Here is a 20,351-nt window from a genome sequence, read left to right as displayed (position 1 = left end):
AACGCCCGATGCAGTTCATCGGGCGTCTTTGCTGGAGCTTAATTAACGGGTAACGAAAAAGGCGGTTACCCGTCAACTTATTCCAGGACTAGTCACCCTCCAATTCGGGGTCAGCTCTGACATTCGGACACGTCGCCCATACCTTTGCGTCTTCTCAAAATCCTATTTTGATTTTCTGGTAGCGCGGTGACTAAATTCTTTGCGGTTATATGACGCGCCATTTCTGCATACGTATTGAGATTCCTCAAACATCGTGCTTGCTTGTCCGAATGTCAGAGCTGACCCCGAATTGTAATTCGGGCTAGAATGCGGAAAAATTAATTAGGAGAACCTATGAAGTCTTTCGCTGCTTTCATCGCCACGACCCTGCTGGCTGGCGCCGTTCATGCGGCCACGCCCAACCCCGATGCCGCGCAAATCAAGGCCGCGCATGACTTGCTGGCCGCCATGCAGGCCGAGAAGATGATGCGCATGACCGCCGGCATGAGCAAGTACGCCTCGCCCGAGCAGCGCAAGCAGGTGATGGATAAGGTTATCAAGCTGCAGCCGGAATTCGTCTACAGCAAGCTGGCGACCCCGGTGGCCAAGCTGCTCAGCACCGAGACCTCGCTGGAGATGACCAAGTTTTACCAATCGAGCTACGGCAAGAAGATCCTGCAAGATACCTACAACAGCGGCGCGCAGCTGTATCCCAGCACGCCCAAGCCGACCCCGGCCGAGCAGGCTGAATTGAAGAAGCCGGCCTACATCAAGGCCGACAAGGAGTTCAAGGCCAACGAGCAGGCCATCCACCACGAAACCTTCGTGCTGCTGAAGGAAGTCATCAACGGCAAATAGGCGTCAGCCGCAGCACTTCTTGAATTTCTGGCCGCTGCCGCAAGGGCAGGGGTCGTTGCGGCCGACCTTGGCCGCTTTCACTGGCGGCGCGTGGAAGAAGGCGTTGATCTGGATGACGGACGGGGTCACCTTGGCGGCGTTGATGGGCGCCGCGAACGGCACCAGCAGCGCCGGCTGTTGCGCCCGCAGCGGCGCCCAGGCCTCGGCCGCCAGTTGCACGCCGGCCAGGAAGCCGGCGCACCACGCCTCGGCGGTCCAGCTGCCGCCGCACTCATAGATCGGCTCGAAGCTGCCCGGGTCCTGTTTCATCCAGGTTTGCATGTAGGCGTGATGGCGCAGCACCAGCGCCTGCGCTTCGGCGTTGCCTTGCGCGCCGCCCCAGACCAGCGGCAGCCACGCTTCCGGCGCTGCCTCGACCGGACCGATGACCGCCGCGGTCAGCAAGCCTTCCAACGCGGATACGTCCATGGACTGCGGGCCCACGGCCAGCAGCAGTTCGTCAAGTCGGTCGTATTCGTCGTCGTTCAGCGGCGTGGTGCTCATGGTGTCTTCTTGGACGGGGGTAAAGGCGCCATTTTACCGGCTTGCACCGGCTTGTCGATCACCAGCACGTGCTTGTCGACCGCGCCGGATTTCTCCTGTTTGACGACCTGCACCGCGACCGGGCGGTGGTCGTAGACCGAGCGCGGACGTTCTGGTATCAGCATGTGTTTCCCCCCGTTTGGTTGTTGTTGAAACGGCAAATGGTGATGCTGCCTGTTTTTGCAAGTGGCCGCCCAGGCCGGACGTTTGTAAACGATCTGGCAAGCTTGATTTTCTGTTCTGTTGTTTTCCTTTTCCTTGGCACATTTTCTGTTCCCAGATTCAACTTTTTTCTTGGTAAAACAGCTACATAAATGCTAATTTGGTTCCTTTCCGACCAGCCCGAAGATGGCGGCGGAAACGTTGCCAGACAGTAGATCGGGCGCGAAAACCAATATTCAGGGAAAGAAATCATGGGAACTGTAATCAACGGCACTAACGGCCCGGACTCGCTCAAAACCACCGGCGGCGGCGACACGCTCAACGGCCTCGACGGCAACGATATTCTGACGGGGCAGGCTGGCGACGACGTCGTCAACGCTGGTGACGGCAACGATTACATCAACGTCCGCGGCGGCGGCTCGGATACCGTGGACGGCGGGGCAGGACTGGACCGTGTTTCCTATTTCAGCACCGCCGGCCAGCTGAAAGTCGATCTGGAGGCCGGGACGGCCGACGATGGCAACGGCAGCAACGCCATCGATCACCTGACCAGCATCGAGTGGGTCACTGGCAGCGCCGGCTTCAGCGACATCATCACCGGCCGCGCCGATACCGATGAGATCTTCCAGGGCAACGCTGGCAACGACACGCTGGATGGCGGCGCCGGCGGCAGCGACACCACGAGTTATTACTTCGCCGTCGGCGGCGTGCAGGTCGATCTCGCCGCCGGCACCAGCAATGGCGCCGATGGCAATGACGTGCTGAGCAATTTCGAGAACGTCGAGGGCGGCCGGTTCAACGATATGCTGATGGGCGACAGCGGCGCCAACATTCTTTCGGGCCTGGACGGCGACGACCAACTGCTCGGCGCCGGCGGCAACGACACCCTGATCGGCGGCGCCGGCAATGACCGCGCCATCTTCAGCGGCAACCGCGGCGATTACACCATCACCACGCTGGCCAACGGCGATGTCACCGTGCAGGATAACCGCGGCGGGGCGCCGGACGGCATCGACACCGTGCGCGGCGTGAAGTACCTGCAGTTTGCCGACATCACCCTGGCGGCGGTGGCCCAGGCGCAGGTGGTCAACGACGACACCGCCGGCGCGCAGCTGTCCCAGGCCTCGGTCATGCTGAGGGGCACCGGCGGCGCCGGCGCGAATGGCTACGTGACGGTGTTCCGCGCCAACGACGCCAGCGGCGACGGCATTTATGTGCGCCTGTTCGACGAGGACGGCCAGCCGCGCAGCGGCGATATCGCGGTCAACACCACCACCACCGGCGACCAGCGCGTGCCCGGCGTGGCGGCACTGGCCGACGGCGGCTTCGTGGTGATCTGGGATACCACGCCGGAAAACTACCCGTACACCAATCAGGCCCTGCAGGAAATCAAGCTGCAGCGCTTTGATGCGGACGGCAACAAGGTTGGCGCTGAAGTGGACGTCAACACCACCACCGACTTCATGCAGCGCTTCCCGTCGGTGATCGATACCGCCGATGGCGGCTATCTGGTGGTGTGGCAGTCGCGCCATGAGAGCGGCGGCACCAGCACCGGCATCTACGCCCAGAAGTTCGACGCGTCCGGCGCCAAGAGCGGCGACGAACTGCACATCAACAGCACCGTCAACGGCAACCAGCAGTTGCCGCTGGTGCGCCACGTCGGCGACGATGGCGGCATGGTGGTGGTGTGGCAGGGCACCTTGTCGAGCGGCGCCAACGGCTTTGCCCAGCAGTTGCTGGACGCCGCTGGCAACAAGGTCGGCGCCGAGCAGATCGTGTACACCGCCCCGGCCGGCGCGGTCATCAACTTCACCCACGAGGCGCAGATCAGCAATGGCTACGTGCTGACCTGGACCATGACCCTGGCTAACGGCAGCGGCGCCGTGATGGCGCAGGTGTTCAACCTGGACGGCAGCGCGCGCGGCAACGCGTTCACCGCCGCCGCCGGCGAACGCTACCGCGGCAGCGACGTGATCGAGACCTACAACGGCGACGTCATGCTGGTGTGGGACGTCACGCATGGCAACGGCGGCAGCGAGATCGTCGGCCGCAACTTCAACGCGGCCACAGGCCAGGCCAGCGGCGCAATGTTCCGCGTGAGCGACGACGTCACCAGCATCAACGCCAGCTATCCAACGCTGAGCGCGGCTGGCGGCGGCGACATCATGGTCAACTGGAGTTCGCTGGTGACGCCGTCCACCAGCGGCAGCGGCGGTGTGTTCCAGCAGCTGATCAACGGCAATGGCGAACGCGAGTTCGGCGTGTTCGACACCGGCGCCACGCCGGCCGCCACCACCTTCACGGTGCAGACCGTGACCGGCGGCGCCATGCCGCAGGTTAATTCCCTGGGCGAGTATGTGCTGGGGGCCGCCCTCAACAGCGGCGACACCGTCAGTGGCCAGCATCTGGCGCTGAATGGCACGGCCGCATATGGCAGCCGGATCACCATCTATGCCGGCGACACCGCCCTGACCACGGTCAGCACCGACGACAGCGGCAACTGGTCGGCCGACATCAAGCAGCTGGACGACGGCGTGTACCACCTGACGGCCGTGGTCAGCGATGTCTTTGGCCACACCAGCGCCCCCAGCGCCGGCTTCGACCTGACCATCCAGAGCGTGGCCACCATCGACGGCACCAGCGGCAACGACAATGCCCAGTACTGGTACAACAACGGCGCCAGCAGCGGGGCCCAGACCCTCAACGGCGGCGACGGCAACGATACCATGGACGGCGGCGGCGGGGCCGACACCCTGAACGGCGGCGCCGGCAACGACACCTACATCTGGAAGTACGGCGTGGTCATCAACGAGGACGCCGACGGCGGCATCGACACCCTGTTGTCCGACTACGGCGTGACGCTGCCGGACAACGTGGAGAACATGACCAACACCACCACCGCCAGCAACGGCATGTTCGGCAACGCGCTGGACAATGTGCTCAAGGGCGGCGCCGGCAGCGACTTCATCGCCGGCGACGCCGGCAACGATACGCTGTGGGGCAACGCCGGCAACGACAACCTCCTCGGTGGCGACGGCAACGACTCCGAGCTGGGCGGCGATGGCGAGGACTACTTCGCCGGCGGCCTCAACGACGCCGGCAACGACCTGATGGATGGCGGCGCCGGCAACGACTACTTCAACCTCTCGCCCGGCCAGGACACCATCGTCGGCGGCGCCGGCGACGAGGACCGCCTGTTCGCCAGCACGCCGGGCGCCACCCACGGCGTCAACCTCAACCTGGCCACCCAGGTCATCGTCGACAACGGCTTTGGCGAGGGCGGCGTCATCAGCGGCATCGAGCGGGTGGAGGGCACGGTCTTTGCCGACACCGTGGTCGGCAGCGGCGTCGACGAAGACTTCCACAGCCATGGCGGCAACGATGTGTTCGATGGCGGCGCCGGTTTCGACGCCTTCATCTACGACGGCGCCGCCGCCTTCACCGGCAGCCTGGGCACCGGCACCGGCGCCAGCGCCGACGGCACGGTCAGCTTCACCAACGTGGAAGCGCTGGGCGGCGGCAGCGGCAACGACAGCCTGACCGGCAGCGGCAAGGCCGACGTGCTGGGCGGTTTCCTCGGCAACGACACCCTGACCGGCCTGGGCGGCAACGACACGCTGTACGGCGTCGGCGGCGCCGACACGGCGGTCTATCGCGGCAACAAGACCGATTACATCATCACCACCAACGCCGACTTCAGCGTCACGGTGCAGGACAAGCGCACCAGCGGCGCCACGCTGGACGGCACCGACACCCTGTACGGCGTGCGCACCCTGAAGTTCGCCGACGGCAGCGTCGACCTGAAGGCGGTCGACCACGTGGTCAGCAGCAGCGCCGGCGGTTACCAGGTCTATCAGAGCACGGCGGCGCACTGGTATCGCGACGGCGGCTTCATCCAGGTGTTCCGCGCCACCGACGGCAGCGGCGACGGCCTGTACGCGCGCGTGTTCGACGAGGACGGCAACCCGTGGGGCAACGATATCCTGATCAACGCCGGCAACACCGGCGGCGATCAGCGCGCGCCGGTGGTGACCGCGCTGCAGTTTGGTGGCTATGCGGTGGCTTACCACAGCAATCCGTCGGTCGGCGCCGGCGTCGGCGACCCGGGCTGGGATATCAAGGTGCAGCTGCTCGATAATGGCGGCAACCTGGTGGGCGGAGCGGTCACGGTCAGCACCACCGCCGACGTGGCGCAGCGCCTGCCGAGCGTGGCGGGGCTGGACTTCGGCGGCTTCGCCGTCGCCTGGCAGTCGGCCCAGGCCGGCGAGGATGGCCACTGGGCGGTCTACGCGCGCCTGTTCGCGGCCAACGGCCAGCCGTACGGCCCGGAAATCCAGGTCGGCAGCACCAGCGTCTACAATCAGACCGGCCCCACCATCACGGCCCAGAACAACAACACCGCGGTGATCACCTGGAACGGCGTCACGCAGGACGGCCACTATGGCCTGATCGAACAGCGCTTCGACGGCGCCGGCAACAAGGTGGGCGACGAGCAGGCGGTGTTCGCCACCGCCGACAACGCCGCCACGCTGTCGGTCTCGCACAGCGCCCGCACCGCCGACGGCGGCCATGTGCTGACCTGGATCTACGACGCCGACGGCGCCGGCGCCGGCCTGGACGTGGTCATGGCGCGCAACTACAACGCCGCCGGCGAGCCGGTGGGCGAGGCCTTCGTGGTCGCCAGCGCCGGGCAGCAGAACGCGGCGCAGGTGCTGGGCCTGAGCGACGGCAGCTACATGGTGGTGTGGGATGTGGAGAACGCCGACGGCAGCTCGGCCATCATGGGGCGCCGCTACAGCGGCAGCGACAACAGCGCGCTGGGGGCGGAATTCAAGATCAGCAATTCGGCCACGGCCGGCGTCAAGATGTTCCCGACCCTGGCCGAGTTCCAGGACGGCCAGATCGTGGTCAGCTGGGGCACGCAGGGCGCGGCCGAGCTGACCGGCAGCGGCGGCATCTACCAGCAGATCATCGACTTTAACGGCGTGCCGTTGTTCTACGCCGGCGATTCCACCGGCGCCAAGCCGGCCGCCACCACCCTGACGGTGCAAACCGTGGTGGGAGGCACCCAGCCGGTACTGGACCCGGCTTACCCGGCCTCGGCCTATTATCTGAAGGACGCGCCGCTGGGCACGGGCGCCACGGTCAGCAACAGCCACCTGGTCATCAGCGGCACCGCCGCGCTGGGCGCGACCGTCACGATCAAGGACGGCACCACGGTGCTGGGCACGGTGGCGGTTGACGACGACGGCCGCTGGGCGCTCGATGTACCGTCGCTGCTCAGCGGCAGCCATGCGTTCACCGCCACCGTGACCAATATGTTCGGCGTCGTCAGTGTGGCCAGCGGCACCTTCAACCTGACCGTCAACAACGCCATCGAGGGTACCGCGGGGGCGGATGACGAAAATTACTGGATCATCCGTGGCGCCAACGGCACCGCGCAATCGCTGGTGGGCAAGGATGGCAATGACACCCTCAACGGCGGTGGCGGCAACGACACCCTGAATGGCGGTGCCGGCGACGATACCTACATCATCAACAACACCGGCGTCACCATCACCGAAGCGCTGAACGCCGGCACCGATACCGTGCTGACCACGGTGGGCCTGACGCTGGCGGCCAACGTCGAGAATGGCGTCGTGAAAGGCGCCACCGGCGTCGCACTGACCGGCAATGCGCTCAACAACCTGCTGGTGGGCAGCGATGGCAACGACACCCTGAATGGCGGCGCCGGCGCCGATACGCTGCAAGGCGGCAAGGGCGACGACACTTACCTGGTGGACGCGGCCGGCGACGTGATCGTGGAAGGCGGTGGCGAAGGCAGCGATACCGTGCAAGTGGCCCTGGCGGCGGCTGGCACCTACACTGTCGGCAGCAATGTCGAGAACGCGATCGCCAACGGCACCGTGGCCATCAACCTGACCGGCAACGACCTGGCCAATGCGCTGACCGGCAACGGCGCCGCCAACATCCTGATCGGCAACGGCGGCAACGACACCCTGAACGGCGGCGCCGGCAACGACAGCATGAGCGGCGGCGACGGCAACGATGTGTATGTGGTGGATGCCAGCGGCGATGTGGTGACCGAGGCCGCCGACGGCGGCAGCGACACCATCCAGACCACGCTGGCCACTTATACGCTGACGGCCGCCAACGTCGAGAAACTGGCCTACACCGGCACCGGCAACTTCACCGGTAACGGCGGCAGCGGCAATGACGCCATCAATGGCGGCAACGGCGCGGACACCCTGAGCGGCGGCGCCGGCAACGACACCCTCGGCGGCGGGCTCGGCAACGATTCGCTGCTGGGCGGCGACGGCGATGATCTGGCGTACGCCAGCGGCGGCGCCGACGTGGTGGATGGCGGCGCCGGCCAGGATACCGTGGCGCTGGAAGGCAATCTTGCTGCCTACACCATCACCCGCGTGACCGGCACCGACACCCGCTTCACCAGCAAGATTAGCGGCGAGAGCGTATTGGTGCGCAACGTTGAACAGATCATGTTCAACGACCAGACCAAGACCATCGGCGAGCTGACGGCCAATACCGCCAGCCCGGGCAATGACCTCATCACCGGCAGCGAGAACAATGACAGCCTCGATGGCCTGGCCGGTGCCGACACCCTGCGCGGTTTGCAGGGCGACGACACCTACTACATCGACAACAAGGATGATGTGGTCGACGAGAGCGTCGATGGCGGCACTGACGCCGCGCTGGTGGGCTTTGCCGCCGCTGGCACGTACACGCTGGCGGCCAACGTGGAAAACGGCGTGGTCACCTCGGGCGCCACGGTCGCGGTCAACCTGGTCGGCAATGATGGCAACAACGCGCTGTACGGCAACGCGGCGGCCAACGGCCTGACCGGCGGCGCCGGCGACGACACCCTGGTGGGCGGCACCGGCAACGACACCATGGTCGGCGGCACCGGCAATGACCTGTTCGTGGTGACCGACAGCGGCGACGTGGTCACCGAACTGGCCGGCGGCGGCACCGACGTGGTGGCCACCAACCTGGCGACCTATGTGCTGGCGGCCAACGTCGAAAACCTGACCTATGCCGGCGAGGCGCAAACCAATGCCACCGGCAATGAGCTGAACAACTCCATGCTGGGCGGCAATGGTGCGGACACCCTGGCGGGCGGCGCCGGCAACGACACCCTCAGCGGTGGCCTCGGCAACGACAACCTGCAGGGCGGCATCGGCGGCGACTCGCTGCTGGGCGGCGGCGGCGCCGATGCGCTCGATGGCGGCGTGGGCAGTGACACCCTCAACGGCGGCGCCGGCAACGACACGCTGGAAGGCGGCATCATCACCGACAAGATCGGCTACAGCGACTCCAACGTGGTCAGCTACGATGGCGCCACGAGCGGCGTCAGTGTCAACCTGGCCGCCGGCACCGCGCAGGACGGTTTTGGCGGCACCGACAAGCTGAGCAACATCAACATCGTGGTCGGTTCGCTTCACAACGACGCCATCGTCGGCAGCAGCGCGCTGGTGTTCGAACAGTTCGAGGGCCGCGAAGGCGACGATACCATTGACGGCGGCGCCGTCACCGATACCCTCAACCAGGAAAACAACAACCGCGTCACCTATGTGCGCGCCACCGGCGGCGTGGTGGTGGACCTGGAGCAGGGCACGGCCAGCGGCGATGGCGTTGGCACCGACACCCTGCTCAACATCACCCAGGTGCGCGGTTCGGCCTTTGGCGACGAGCTGCTGGGTTCGGACAGCACCCTGACCGAGCAGTTCGAGGGCATGGCCGGCGACGACACCATCGATGGCCGCGACGGCTTTGACTTCGTGCGTTACGACGGCGCCACCAGCGGCGTCAGCGTCGACCTGGCCAACGGCACCGCCAGCGATGGCTATGGCGGTACCGACACGCTGCTGCATATCGAAGGCGTGCGTGGCTCGGCCTTTGACGACGAACTGATCGGCGGCAATCCGGACAACGGCGTCGACCTGCACGACGGCAAAGTGGAAGCCTTCATCGGCAACGGCGGCAACGATTACATCGATGGCGGCCAGGGCTATGACCGCGTCGACTACACCAGCAGCACGGCGGCGGTGACGGTCGACCTGGGCGCCGGCACGGCGCAGGACGGACTGGGCGGCACCGACGAGCTGCACAACATCGAAGGCGTGCGCGGTTCCAGCTTCAACGACACCCTGCTGGGCAGCGACGAGGGCGAGTTCGAATCGTTCGAAGGCCGCGAGGGCAACGACAGCATCGACGGCAAGGGCGGCACCGACCGGGTCGACTACCAGCACGCCAAGGCAGGCGTGGTGGTCAACCTGACCACCGGCACGGCGGCCGATGGCTACGGCGGCACCGACAAGCTGCTCAACATCGAGGACGTGCGTGGCTCGACCTTCAACGACGGCATCACCGGCAACGCCGACGACAACCACCTGCAGGGCCTGAGCGGCAACGACACCCTGGCCGGCGGCGCCGGCTTCGACCGCCTGGACGCGGGCACCGGTGTCGACGTGGTGGATGGCGGCGCCGACGAAGACGTGCTGGTGCTGCAGGGCGACTACAACAGCTATACCATCACCCGCCCGAACGCGACCGATGTGGTGCTGGTGAACACCCTGACCGGCGAGAACATCACCGCGCGCAATATCGAGGTGTTCGAGTTCCGTGACGCGCCGCGCAGCTACGAAGAAACCATCGCCAACACCGTCAGCAACTTCGGCGACCTGCTGACCGCCAGCCCTGGCGCCGACCGGCTGGACGGCAAGGGCGGCGCCGACACCATGGTGGGCCAGGAAGGCGACGACACCTATGTGGTGGACGTGGCCGGCGACCTGATCGTCGAGCAAGCGGATGGCGGCAACGACACGGTGGAGGTCGCGTTTGCGGCGGCTGGCACCTATACGCTGGGGGCGGAAGTGGAAAACGCCACGGTGACCGCGGCCGGCACCATCGCGGCCAACGTGGTGGGCAATGAGCTGGACAACACGCTGCTCGGCAACGCCGCCGCCAACAAGCTGACCGGCATGGACGGCAACGATACGCTCGATGGCGGCGCCGGCGCGGACAGCATGATCGGCGGCAATGGCGACGACCAATACGTGGTCGACGCGGCCACCGACGTGGTGACCGAACTGGCCGAGGGCGGCGACGATCTGGTGATTTCCAGGCTGGCCACCTACGTGCTGGCGGCCAATGTTGAGAACCTGGGGTACGAGGGGAGCGCCGGCTTTAACGGCAGCGGCAATGCGCTTGGCAACGCGGTGTCCGGCGGTACCGGCAACGACACGCTGAGCGGCCTCGCCGGCGACGACACGCTGTTCGGCCTGGACGGCAACGACAGCCTGCTGGGCGGCGACGGCAATGACCAGATCGACGCCGGTCTCGGCGTCAACGTGGTCGATGGCGGCGCGGGCCTGGACACGGTGTCGGTCAGCGGTGCCTTCGACGACTATACCCGCACCCGCATCTCGGCCACCGAGACCCGGCTGGTGCACGGCATCACCGGCGAGACCGTCACCATCCGCAACGTGGAGACCGTGGTGTTCGACGGCGACTCGCGGACCCTGGCCGAGGTCAACTTCAACCTGCCGAGCGTGGGTGACGACGTGCTGCAAGGCACGGCCGGCAGCGACTCCCTCAACGGCGGCCTGGGCAAGGACACCATGAACGGCCTGGACGGCGACGACACCTACGTGGTGGACGTGGCCGGCGATGTGATCAACGAGGACGCGGACGGCGGCGCCGACACGGTGGAGGTCGCGTTCACGGCGGCCGGCAGTTATACCCTGGGCGCCGAGGTGGAGACCGGCAAGGTCACCGCTGGCGCCACCATTGCCGTCAGCCTGGTCGGCAACGCGGCCAACAACCTGCTGATCGGCAATGCCGCTGCCAACACCCTGACCGGCAACGCCGGCAACGACAGCCTGGACGGCGGCGCCGGCAACGACAGCCTGCTGGGCGGCGAGGGCAACGACACGCTGGATGGCGGCGCCGGCACCGACACCCTGGTGGGCGGCGAGGGCAGCGACCGCTACTACGTGGACGCGGCCACCGACGTGATCACCGAGCTCGACTCGGGCGGCTACGACCGCGTGTACGCCAAGTCGTCCAGCTATGTGCTGTCGGCCTTCGTCGAGCAGCTGACCTTCCAGGGCACGGGCAACTTCAGCGGCACCGGCAACGCGCTCGACAACGACCTCTACGGCGGCGACGGCAATGACACCCTGAGCGGCGGCGCCGGCGGCGACGCCCTGTTCGGCGGCGCCGGCAACGACAGCCTGCTGGGCGGCGATGGCGACGACGAGCTCAACGTCGGCACCGGCACCAATGACGTGGTCGATGGCGGCCTTGGCGATGACACCGTGTCGGTGGAAGGCGACTTCGACGACTTCGTGCGCACCCGCATCTCGGCCACCGAGACCAAGCTGGTCAACGCCAGCAGCGGCGTGACGGTCACCGTCCGCAACGTCGAGGTGGTGCGGTTCGGCGGCTATGAGCACAGCATCGACGAGGTCAACTTCAATCTGCCAAGCGTCGCCAACGACGTGCTGCAGGGCGGCGACGGGGCCGACTCCATCGATGGCGGCCTGGGCAGCGACACCATGTCCGGCGGCCTGGGCGACGACACTTACGTGGTGGACGTGGCGACCGACGTGGTCACCGAGCTGGCCGACCAGGGCACGGACCTGGTGCAAGTGGCCTTCAAGGCGGCCGGCACCTATGTCCTGTCCGCCAACGTTGAAAACGCCAAGGTCACCAGCGCCGTGGCAGCCAACGTTACCGGTAATGCGCTGGACAACGTGCTCACCGGCAACGCGCTGGCCAACACCCTCAACGGTGGCGACGGCAACGACAGCCTGGTGGGCGGCGCCGGCATCGACACGCTGATCGGCGGCGCCGGCAACGACACCTTCGTGGTGGACGTGGCCGGGGACGTGGTGACCGAGGCCGTTGGCGGCGGTACGGATCTGGTGCAAACCGCGCTGGCCACCTACACCCTGGGCGCGAACGTGGAACAGCTGACGTACACCGGCAGCGGCAACTTCACGGGCAATGGCAACGCGCTGGACAACCTGATCATGGGCGGCATCGGCAACGACACGCTGACCGGCGGCGCCGGCAACGATACGCTGGGCGGCGCCAACTTCAACCCGGGCAACGACAGCTTGTCCGGCGGCGATGGCAATGACCAGCTGTTTGTCGGTATCGGCAGCAACGACTTCGCCGACGGCGGCAACGGCGAGGACACGCTGATCGCCTCGGGCAGCTTCAGCGACTTTGTCCGCACCCGCGTGAGCGCCACCGATACCAAACTGGTCAACTCCATCACCGGCGAGTCGTTCATTATCCGCAACGTCGAGTGGGTACAGTTTGACGAGGCGACCAAGTCGCTGGCCCAGATCAACGACAACCTGGTCAGCGTCGGCAACGACTCGCTGACCGGCGGTAGCGGCGCGGACTCGTTGGACGGCCTGGCGGGCGCGGACACGCTGGTGGGCCTGGAAGGCGACGATATCTACGTGGTGGATGTGGCGGGCGACGTCATCGTCGAGGCGGCGGACCAGGGTACCGACCTGGTCAAGGTTGCCTTTGCCGCGGCCGGCACCTACACGCTGGGCGCCAACGTGGAAAACGCCACCGTCACCGGCACTGCCGCCATCAACCTCAGCGGCAACGCGCAGAACAATATCCTGACCGGCAACGCCGTCGGTAACAAGCTCAGCGGCGGTGCCGGCAACGACAGCCTGATCGGCGGCGCCGGAACCGACACCATGGACGGCGGCGAGGGCAACGACGTCTACGTGGTGGACGTGGCGGGCGACGTGGTGACCGAGGCCGCCGGCGCCGGCACCGACCGGGTGGAAACCACCGCGGCCACGCTGACCCTGGCGGCCAACGTCGAGAACCTGACCTACACCGGCGGCGCGGCGTTTAGCGGCACAGGCAACGCGCTGGCCAACGAGATCCAGGGCGCGACCGGCAACGACACCCTCAACGGTGGCATCGGCAACGATACGCTGAGCGGCGGCGCCGGCAACGACAGCCTGCTGGGCGGGGACGGCGACGACTCGCTGTCGGCCGGCACCGGCAGCGCCGACGTGATCGACGGCGGCGCGGGCAGCGATACCGTGAACGTGGCGGGCAATTTCCTCGCCTACACCCGCACCCGCGTGTCGGCCACCGACACCAAGCTGGTCAACAACGTCACCGGCGAAGCCATCACCATCCGCAATGTCGAAACCGTGCACTTCAACGACGGCGACAAGTCGCTGGCGGCGGTCAACGACAACCTGGCCAGCGGCGGCAACGACAACCTGACCGGCACCGACGGCAACGATGTGATGAACGGCGGCGCCGGCGCCGACACCATGGCCGGCGGCCTGGGCGACGACACCTATGTGGTCGAGGTGGCGGGTGACGTGGTGACCGAGCTGGCGGACGAGGGCGGCGACACCGTCAACGTGGCGTTCACCGCCGCCGGCACCTACACGCTGGGCGACAACGTGGAGAACGCCACCGTGACCGGCACGGTGGCGATTAACCTGGCCGGCAACGCGTTGGACAACATCCTCACCGGCAACGCCGTTGGCAACAAGCTGAGCGGCGGCGCCGGTAACGACAAGCTGATCGGCGGCGCCGGTGTCGACACCCTGGACGGTGGCGAGGGCAACGACGTCTACGTGGTGGACGTGGCCGGCGACGTGGTGAGCGAAGCCGGGGGCGCTGGCACCGACCGGGTGGAAACCACGGCGGCCAGCCTGACCTTGGCGGCCAACGTCGAGAACCTGACCTACACCGGCGGCGCGGCGTTCAGCGGCACCGGCAACGCGCTGGCCAACGAGATCCAGGGCGCGACCGGCAACGACACCCTCAACGGCGGCATCGGCAACGATACGCTGAGCGGCGGCGCCGGTAACGACAGCCTGCTGGGCGGCGACGGCGACGACTCGCTGTCGGCCGGCACCGGCGGCGCCGACGTGATCGACGGCGGCGCGGGCAGCGATACCGTGAACGTGCTGGGCAATTTCCTCGCCTACACCCGTACCCGCGTGTCGGCCACCGACACCAGGCTGGTCAACATCGCCACCGGCGAATCCGTGACCTTCCGCAACGTCGAGACCGTGCACTTCAACGATGGTGACAAATCGCTGGCCGCAGTGCAGGACAACGTCGCCAGCCCGGGCAACGACACGCTGACCGGCACCACCGGCAATGACACGCTGAACGGCGGCGCCGGCGTCGACAGCCTGGCCGGCGGCCTCGGCGACGACGTCTACGTTGTGGACGTGGCCGCCGACGTCGTGAGCGAGCTGGCGGACGAGGGCACCGACACGGTCAACGTGGCGTTCACCGCGGCCGGCAGCTACACGCTGGCCGCCAACGTGGAGAACGGCACGGTGACCGGCACGGTGGCCATCGGCATCGTCGGCAACGAGCTTGACAACGTGCTGACCGGCAATGCCGTGGCCAACACCCTGACCGGCGGCCTCGGCAACGATACGCTGGTGGGCGGCGCCGGCAACGACACCATGATCGGCGGCGCCGGCGACGACCTCTACGTGGTCGACGTGGCCACCGACGTGGTGACCGAGGGCGCGGGCGCCGGCACCGACCGGGTGCAGACCGCGCTGGCCGCCTACACGCTGGGCGCCAACGTCGAGAACCTGGCGTACACCGGCGTGGCGGCCTTCACCGGCACCGGCAACGCGCTGGCCAACGAGTTGCGCGGCGGCGCGGGCGCGGACAAGCTGCTGGGCGGCGCTGGCGGCGACACGCTGATCGGCGGCGCCGGCAACGACACCCTGACCGGCGGCACCGACAGCGACACCTTTGTGCTCAGTGGCGCGACCGGCACCGACACCATCGCCGACCTGGTCAGCGGTGCCGACAAGATCAGCGTCAGCCAGGCCGTGCTGGCGATCGGCGATGGCGACAACCTGATGGAGGATGGCGTGGTACGCGCGGCGTCGGGCGGCTTCTCGGCCGATGCCGAGCTGGTGATCTTCACGCCGAACACCGGCGGCACCAACGCCATCAGCGCCGCCGCCCTGATCGGTTCGGCCACCGGCAACTACACGTTGGGCCAGCAAGCCTTGTTCGTGGTGGATAACGGCAGCGACAGCTATGTCTACCTGTTCAGGTCCAGCGGCACCGACGCCGTGGTGTCGGGCGCCGAGCTGACGCAGATCGCCGTCCTGACCGGCAACGCGGCCACCGCGCTGACCGACTTCCAGTTCGTCGCCTGAGGCGCCGCGACCCTTGCCCTCCTGTGTGCGCCGACGCACGCAGGAGGGCATTTCTTGCTTTGCATACCGTCATCCTTGGCCGACACTGAAGGCTAGCCAAGGAGATTCGTATGCACCTGCACACCACCCCCGACCCCGAAGTGCCGCCGCCGCAACCGGAAAAAGATCCGCCGCCGGACAACACGCCATTGCCGCAGCAGGCGCCAATCGAGGAGCCGACCCCGCCCAAGCCGCCGATTAAAACTTGACGTTTTATCCATGGTTGCGTGCGCCAGCGCACCGTCCGTTGTGTGGAACGGACGGTATGCTGGTTCCACGCCGCCTTTCGTTGCTCGCCGGATACATATTTTCCCTTTTGTGCCGGGCGTCACACAGCGGTCATGAAAGAGTTTCTATAATTTAGTCATGTCGTCGGTTTTCTGTTCACGGAGAGCAATCATGGGCAATTCCTTACACAACAAAATCTACCTCGGTCGCCGTCCTGTCGCCCTGAGCGCCAAGCGTGTGCAAGCCATGATTTGCGTCGCGGCCTTCGCCAGCATCGGCCTGGCGTGGCTGATCATCCGAGCGTTCCAGTAAGGGCTCCGGCCAGCTCTTTGTTGCCATTGCCGCCGGCCACGCGTACCATGTGGGCCGCAGCAGTCTCTTATGGAAAAAATGGCAATGAAGAATGAAAAGTTCACGCAGGACGAGTACGACGCCCTGTACGAAATCAAGCGCGGCATCAAGGGCGACCGCGTCAGCGCGTGTGTCGGGCGCAACAGCAAGCGCCTGTCCGGGCTCAAGCTGATCAGCATAGCCCGCAACGGCCGCATCACGCTCACCGACAAGGGCGAGCAGGCGATCTTCCTGCGCCGCTGCGTGCTGGCCTTGCGCGCGCTGGCCGAGCAGCCGGGCGCGCCGATCGACGGCGACGTCGCGCTGTTCCTCGGTAAAAAATCCCACATCCTCGAACGCCCCGAAGGCGGCTTCGACATCAGCGACAAGGGCCGCGAGTCGCTGGAAGACATCATTAGCCAGGGCTACTGATAAAAACGCTCCTATGGAGCGTTTTTTTTCTGTAATGTAGAGCTAACACAGCAAAACAAGAGCCCAATCCGCCATGAGAATCACCGCGCTGCACAAGTTTCGCAAGCTGTTTGGCATGCTGGTGGCGGCCGTGGTGGTGGTGTTGCTGATTGTATTGCTGTTCGTCGCGCACGTGCTGAACCAGAGCCGGCTGCGCTATTACGCCAGCGCCGAGGCCACCTCGCACAATTTGACGGTGTCGCTGGAAAACTTCCTCAACACGCACTTCCAGGCGGTGGAGCTGGCCATGCGCCGCGCCGACCAGGAATTCCGCACCCTGCACCAGGAGCGCCGCTTCGACGACGCCCGCTTCAGCGCCTACCTGCGCGGCCTCAAGGAGCGCCTGCCGTACGCCCAGGCCGTGCGCGGCTCGAACGCGGCCGGCATGGTGGTCTACGGCGAGCAGGTCGATCCGGCCAACCCGCAAGACCTGACCATCCGCGAGTTCTACGCGCGCGTGCGGAGCGAACGCCAGTTGATCTTCGGGGTGCCGGTGCGCTCGCGCATCAGCGGCGAATGGGTGCTGCCGCTGGTCTACCCGCTGACCCTGCCGAACGGCGACTTCGGCGGCACCGCCTACGCGGTGATGAACAGCGCCCGCATCACCGAGGCGTTCGCCGCGCTGAACGTCGGCCCGCACGGCTCCATCGTGCTGCTGGACGACAAGCGGCGCGTGCTGCACCGTTATCCCGAGGTGCCGGACATGCCGATCGGCAGCACCATCAAGATCAACCCGGCCACCCAGGCCATCCTCGACGGCAAGCAGCAGCGCGCCAGCTACGTCGTCATCAGCCCGCGCGACCAGCGCGAGCGCACGCTCAGCGTGGAGAAGATCGGCGCCTATCCGGTCTATGTGGTGGTGGGCCTGGCCAGCGACGATTTCCTGGCGCCGTGGTACAAGGAGGTGCGCAACGCCTCGATCTTCGTGGCGATCCTGCTCGGACTGGCGACGGCGCTGCTGCTGGGCGTGCGCTACGGCCTGGAGCGGCAGTTCCAGGCGTTGCAGGCGCTGGGCGAGAGCGACCGCGCGCTGCAGGATTCGCTGGCCCGGCTGACCGCCTCGGAATCGCGCTGGCGTTCGCTCACCGAGGGCTTGCCGCAAATGGTGTGGACCGCGACGCCCAGGTTGCGCATGGATTTCCTCAGCCACCACTGGGAGGATTTCACCGGCGTGCCGTCGGCCCGGCTGCTCGAATCGGGCGACTGGTCGCGCGTGATCCATCCGGACGACCTGCCGGTGGTGACCGCCGCCTGGCAGCGCGCGCTGCTGGGCGGCGACCAGTTCCGCTGCGACTGCCGCCTGCGCCGGCACGACGGCGAGTGGCGCATCTTCGACAACCACGCGCTGCCGCAGAAGGATGCCGGCGGCGCCATCCTGAGCTGGGTCGGCAGCAGCACCGACAGCACCGAGCTGCGCACCGCGCACGAGGCGCTGCTGCAGGCCAAGGACGCCGCCGACAAGGCCGGCCGCGCCAAGTCCGACTTCGTGGCCAATATGAGCCACGAGATCCGCTCGCCGATGAACGCGGTGCTGGGCATGCTGCAGCTGCTGCGCCAGACCGAGATGAGCGGCCGCCAGCAGGATTACGTCAACAAGGCGCACGCCGCCGCCAGCGCCCTGCTGGGCCTGCTCAACGACGTGCTGGATTTCTCCAAGGTGGAGGCCGGCAAGCTGGCGCTCGATCCGCACCCGTTCCGGCTCGACAAGCTGTGGCGCGACCTGGCGGTGATCCTGTCGGCCAACGTCGGCGCCAAGGACATCGAGGTGCTGTTCCGCATCGCGCCCGAGCTGCCGGCCGTGGTGGTGGGCGACGCGCTGCGGCTGCAGCAGATCCTGCTCAACCTGGCCGGCAACGCCATCAAGTTCACCGAGCGCGGCGAGGTGGTGGTGTCGGCCCAGCTGGTGGCGCAGAGCGAGCACAGCCTGTCGATCGCGTTCGCCATCCGCGACACCGGCATCGGCATCGCGCCCGAGCAGTGCGCGCGCATCTTCGACGGCTTCTCGCAGGCCGAGGCCTCGACCGCGCGCCGTTACGGCGGCACCGGGCTGGGGCTGGCGATCAGCCAGCGGCTGGTGCGCCTGATGGGCGGCGCGCTGCGCGTGGTGAGCGAGCCGGGGCACGGCAGCGTGTTTGATTTCACCGTCGAGTTCGGCCGTTCCGGGGAACAGCCGGAGGCCAGCTCGGCGGCCGAGCCGCCGGTGCGGGAGGCCATGATGCGCGGCCTGTCCTGCCTGGTGGTGGACGACAACCCGGTGGCGCGCACGGTGCTGCGCGAGATGGCGGCCTCGTTCGGCTGGCGGGTGGACGTGGCGGCCGACGGCTACGAGGCGCTGGACGCGATCGCCGCGCAGCTCGCGCGCCAGAAGTCGTACGACGTGGTGTTCATCGACTGGCGCATGCCGGCGCTCGATGGCTGGGAAACCAGCTGCCGCATCCGCCAGCTGGCGCCGCAGGGCAAGACGCCGCTGATCGTGATGGTGACCGCGCACGACCGCGAGCTGCTGGCCCAGCGCCACAAGGAAATGGGGCCGGTGCTGGATGGCTTCGTGGTCAAGCCGGTGACGGCGTCCATGCTGTTTGACGCGGTGGCCGACGCCAGGCTGGAACGGCGCCAGCCGCCTGGCCTGGTGGCGGCGCCGGCGCAGCAACGGCTGGCCGGCCTGCGCCTGCTGCTGGTGGAGGACAACCCGGCCAACCAGCAGGTGGCCAGCGAGTTGCTGGGCAACGAGGGCGCGCGGGTGGAGGTGGCCAGTTCGGGGCAGGCGGCGCTGGCCGCGCTGGCGCGCGGCGGCGAGCTGCCGGACTTGATCCTGATGGATATCCAGATGCCGGGCATGGATGGCTACCAGGCCACGCGCGCCATCCAGGGCAAGCTCGGCAAGGCCTCGCCACCGATCGTGGCGATGACGGCCAACGCGCTGGCGGCCGACCGCATCGCCGCGCTGGAGGCCGGCATGGCCGACCACATCGGCAAGCCTTTCGATCTGGAGCAATTGATCGCCGTGATCCTGCAGCATGCGCGGCCAGGGGCGCGGCGCGCCGCCGCAGCAGCAGCGCCGCCACCGCCGGCCGGGGAGGGCGGCGCCATGCCGCTGCCGGACGCCGGCCTGAACAGCGCCGCCGCGCTGAAGCGCATGGGCGGGCTGGAATCGGTGTACCTGATCGCGCTGCGCAGCTTCGCGGTGGAGGCCGGCAAATTGGCGGAGCAATTGCATCAGGCGCGCGAGGCGCGCGACACGGCCGCCGCCTTGCCCGCGCTGCATACCCTGAAGGGCCTGGCCGGCACGGTGGGCGCCGACCGCCTGGCCACGCTGAGCCAACTGGCCGAGCACGCGCTCAAGCAGGACCCGGACGCCTGGACGCCGCTGGAGCCGGTGCTGGACGCCTGCGCCAGCGTGGCCGACGACGTCGGGCAATTACTGACCGAGCGGCATCCGCGCTGAATCCGGCGCAAATCATTATTTGCGAATAGCAA

Annotated in this window: 8 protein-coding genes; 6 read left to right on the top strand and 2 right to left on the bottom strand. The window is 67.1% G+C overall.

Annotated elements, in window-relative coordinates; genetic code table 11:
- Window positions 1–333 precede the first annotated feature (333 nt).
- A complete protein-coding gene (locus FHW83_RS16325; protein WP_176647373.1) occupies window positions 334–837 on the top strand; it encodes a hypothetical protein in 504 nt (167 codons plus the stop codon).
- Between the two features lie 3 nt (window positions 838–840).
- Here FHW83_RS16325 and FHW83_RS16320 read toward each other — a convergent pair whose 3' ends face one another.
- Window positions 841–1,380, bottom strand: coding sequence for a UPF0149 family protein (locus FHW83_RS16320; RefSeq protein WP_176647372.1), 540 nt, complete (start codon window positions 1,378–1,380; stop codon window positions 841–843).
- Window positions 1,377–1,544 carry a hypothetical protein gene (locus FHW83_RS16315; protein ID WP_176647371.1) on the bottom strand — a complete coding sequence of 56 codons (168 nt, stop codon included), beginning with the start codon at window positions 1,542–1,544 and terminating at the stop codon, window positions 1,377–1,379. Before FHW83_RS16315 ends, FHW83_RS16320 begins: the two co-directional genes overlap by 4 nt.
- 288 nt (window positions 1,545–1,832) lie before the next feature.
- On the opposite strand from FHW83_RS16315, the gene FHW83_RS30485 reads away from it, so the two are divergent.
- From FHW83_RS30485 to FHW83_RS31155, 5 genes are all read left to right on the top strand, one after another.
- Window positions 1,833–15,806, top strand: a complete 13,974-nt coding sequence (locus tag FHW83_RS30485) for a hypothetical protein (protein WP_218106294.1) — start codon at window positions 1,833–1,835, stop codon at window positions 15,804–15,806.
- Between the two features lie 110 nt (window positions 15,807–15,916).
- Window positions 15,917–16,054, top strand: coding sequence for a hypothetical protein (locus FHW83_RS16205; protein ID WP_176647370.1), 138 nt, complete (start codon window positions 15,917–15,919; stop codon window positions 16,052–16,054).
- A 190-nt stretch (window positions 16,055–16,244) separates the two neighbouring features.
- On the top strand, window positions 16,245–16,385 hold the full coding sequence (locus FHW83_RS16200) for a hypothetical protein (protein ID WP_176647369.1): 141 nt from the start codon (window positions 16,245–16,247) through the stop codon (window positions 16,383–16,385).
- 84 nt (window positions 16,386–16,469) lie between these two features.
- Window positions 16,470–16,835 carry a hypothetical protein gene (locus FHW83_RS16195; protein WP_176647368.1) on the top strand — a complete coding sequence of 122 codons (366 nt, stop codon included), beginning with the start codon at window positions 16,470–16,472 and terminating at the stop codon, window positions 16,833–16,835.
- A 73-nt stretch (window positions 16,836–16,908) separates the two neighbouring features.
- Complete coding sequence (locus FHW83_RS31155) at window positions 16,909–20,319, top strand: response regulator (protein WP_176647367.1); 3,411 nt, start codon at window positions 16,909–16,911, stop codon at window positions 20,317–20,319.
- The last annotated feature ends 32 nt before the right edge of the window (window positions 20,320–20,351 follow it).

Origin of the sequence: Duganella sp. SG902, assembly GCF_013376005.1 — a bacterium.
Classification (GTDB): domain Bacteria; phylum Pseudomonadota; class Gammaproteobacteria; order Burkholderiales; family Burkholderiaceae_D; genus Rugamonas.
The sequence above is the reverse complement of the archived record's forward strand: the minus strand, read 5'-3'. Positions and strand labels throughout refer to the sequence as shown.

Coding starts and splice junctions, on each gene's coding strand:
- FHW83_RS16205 (WP_176647370.1), top strand. CDS start 15,917: ATGCACCTGCACACCACCCCCGACCCCGAAGTGCCGCCGCCGCAACCG.
- FHW83_RS31155 (WP_176647367.1), top strand. CDS start 16,909: ATGAGAATCACCGCGCTGCACAAGTTTCGCAAGCTGTTTGGCATGCTG.
- FHW83_RS16315 (WP_176647371.1), bottom strand. CDS start 1,544: ATGCTGATACCAGAACGTCCGCGCTCGGTCTACGACCACCGCCCGGTC.
- FHW83_RS16320 (WP_176647372.1), bottom strand. CDS start 1,380: ATGAGCACCACGCCGCTGAACGACGACGAATACGACCGACTTGACGAA.
- FHW83_RS16200 (WP_176647369.1), top strand. CDS start 16,245: ATGGGCAATTCCTTACACAACAAAATCTACCTCGGTCGCCGTCCTGTC.
- FHW83_RS16325 (WP_176647373.1), top strand. CDS start 334: ATGAAGTCTTTCGCTGCTTTCATCGCCACGACCCTGCTGGCTGGCGCC.
- FHW83_RS16195 (WP_176647368.1), top strand. CDS start 16,470: ATGAAGAATGAAAAGTTCACGCAGGACGAGTACGACGCCCTGTACGAA.
- FHW83_RS30485 (WP_218106294.1), top strand. CDS start 1,833: ATGGGAACTGTAATCAACGGCACTAACGGCCCGGACTCGCTCAAAACC.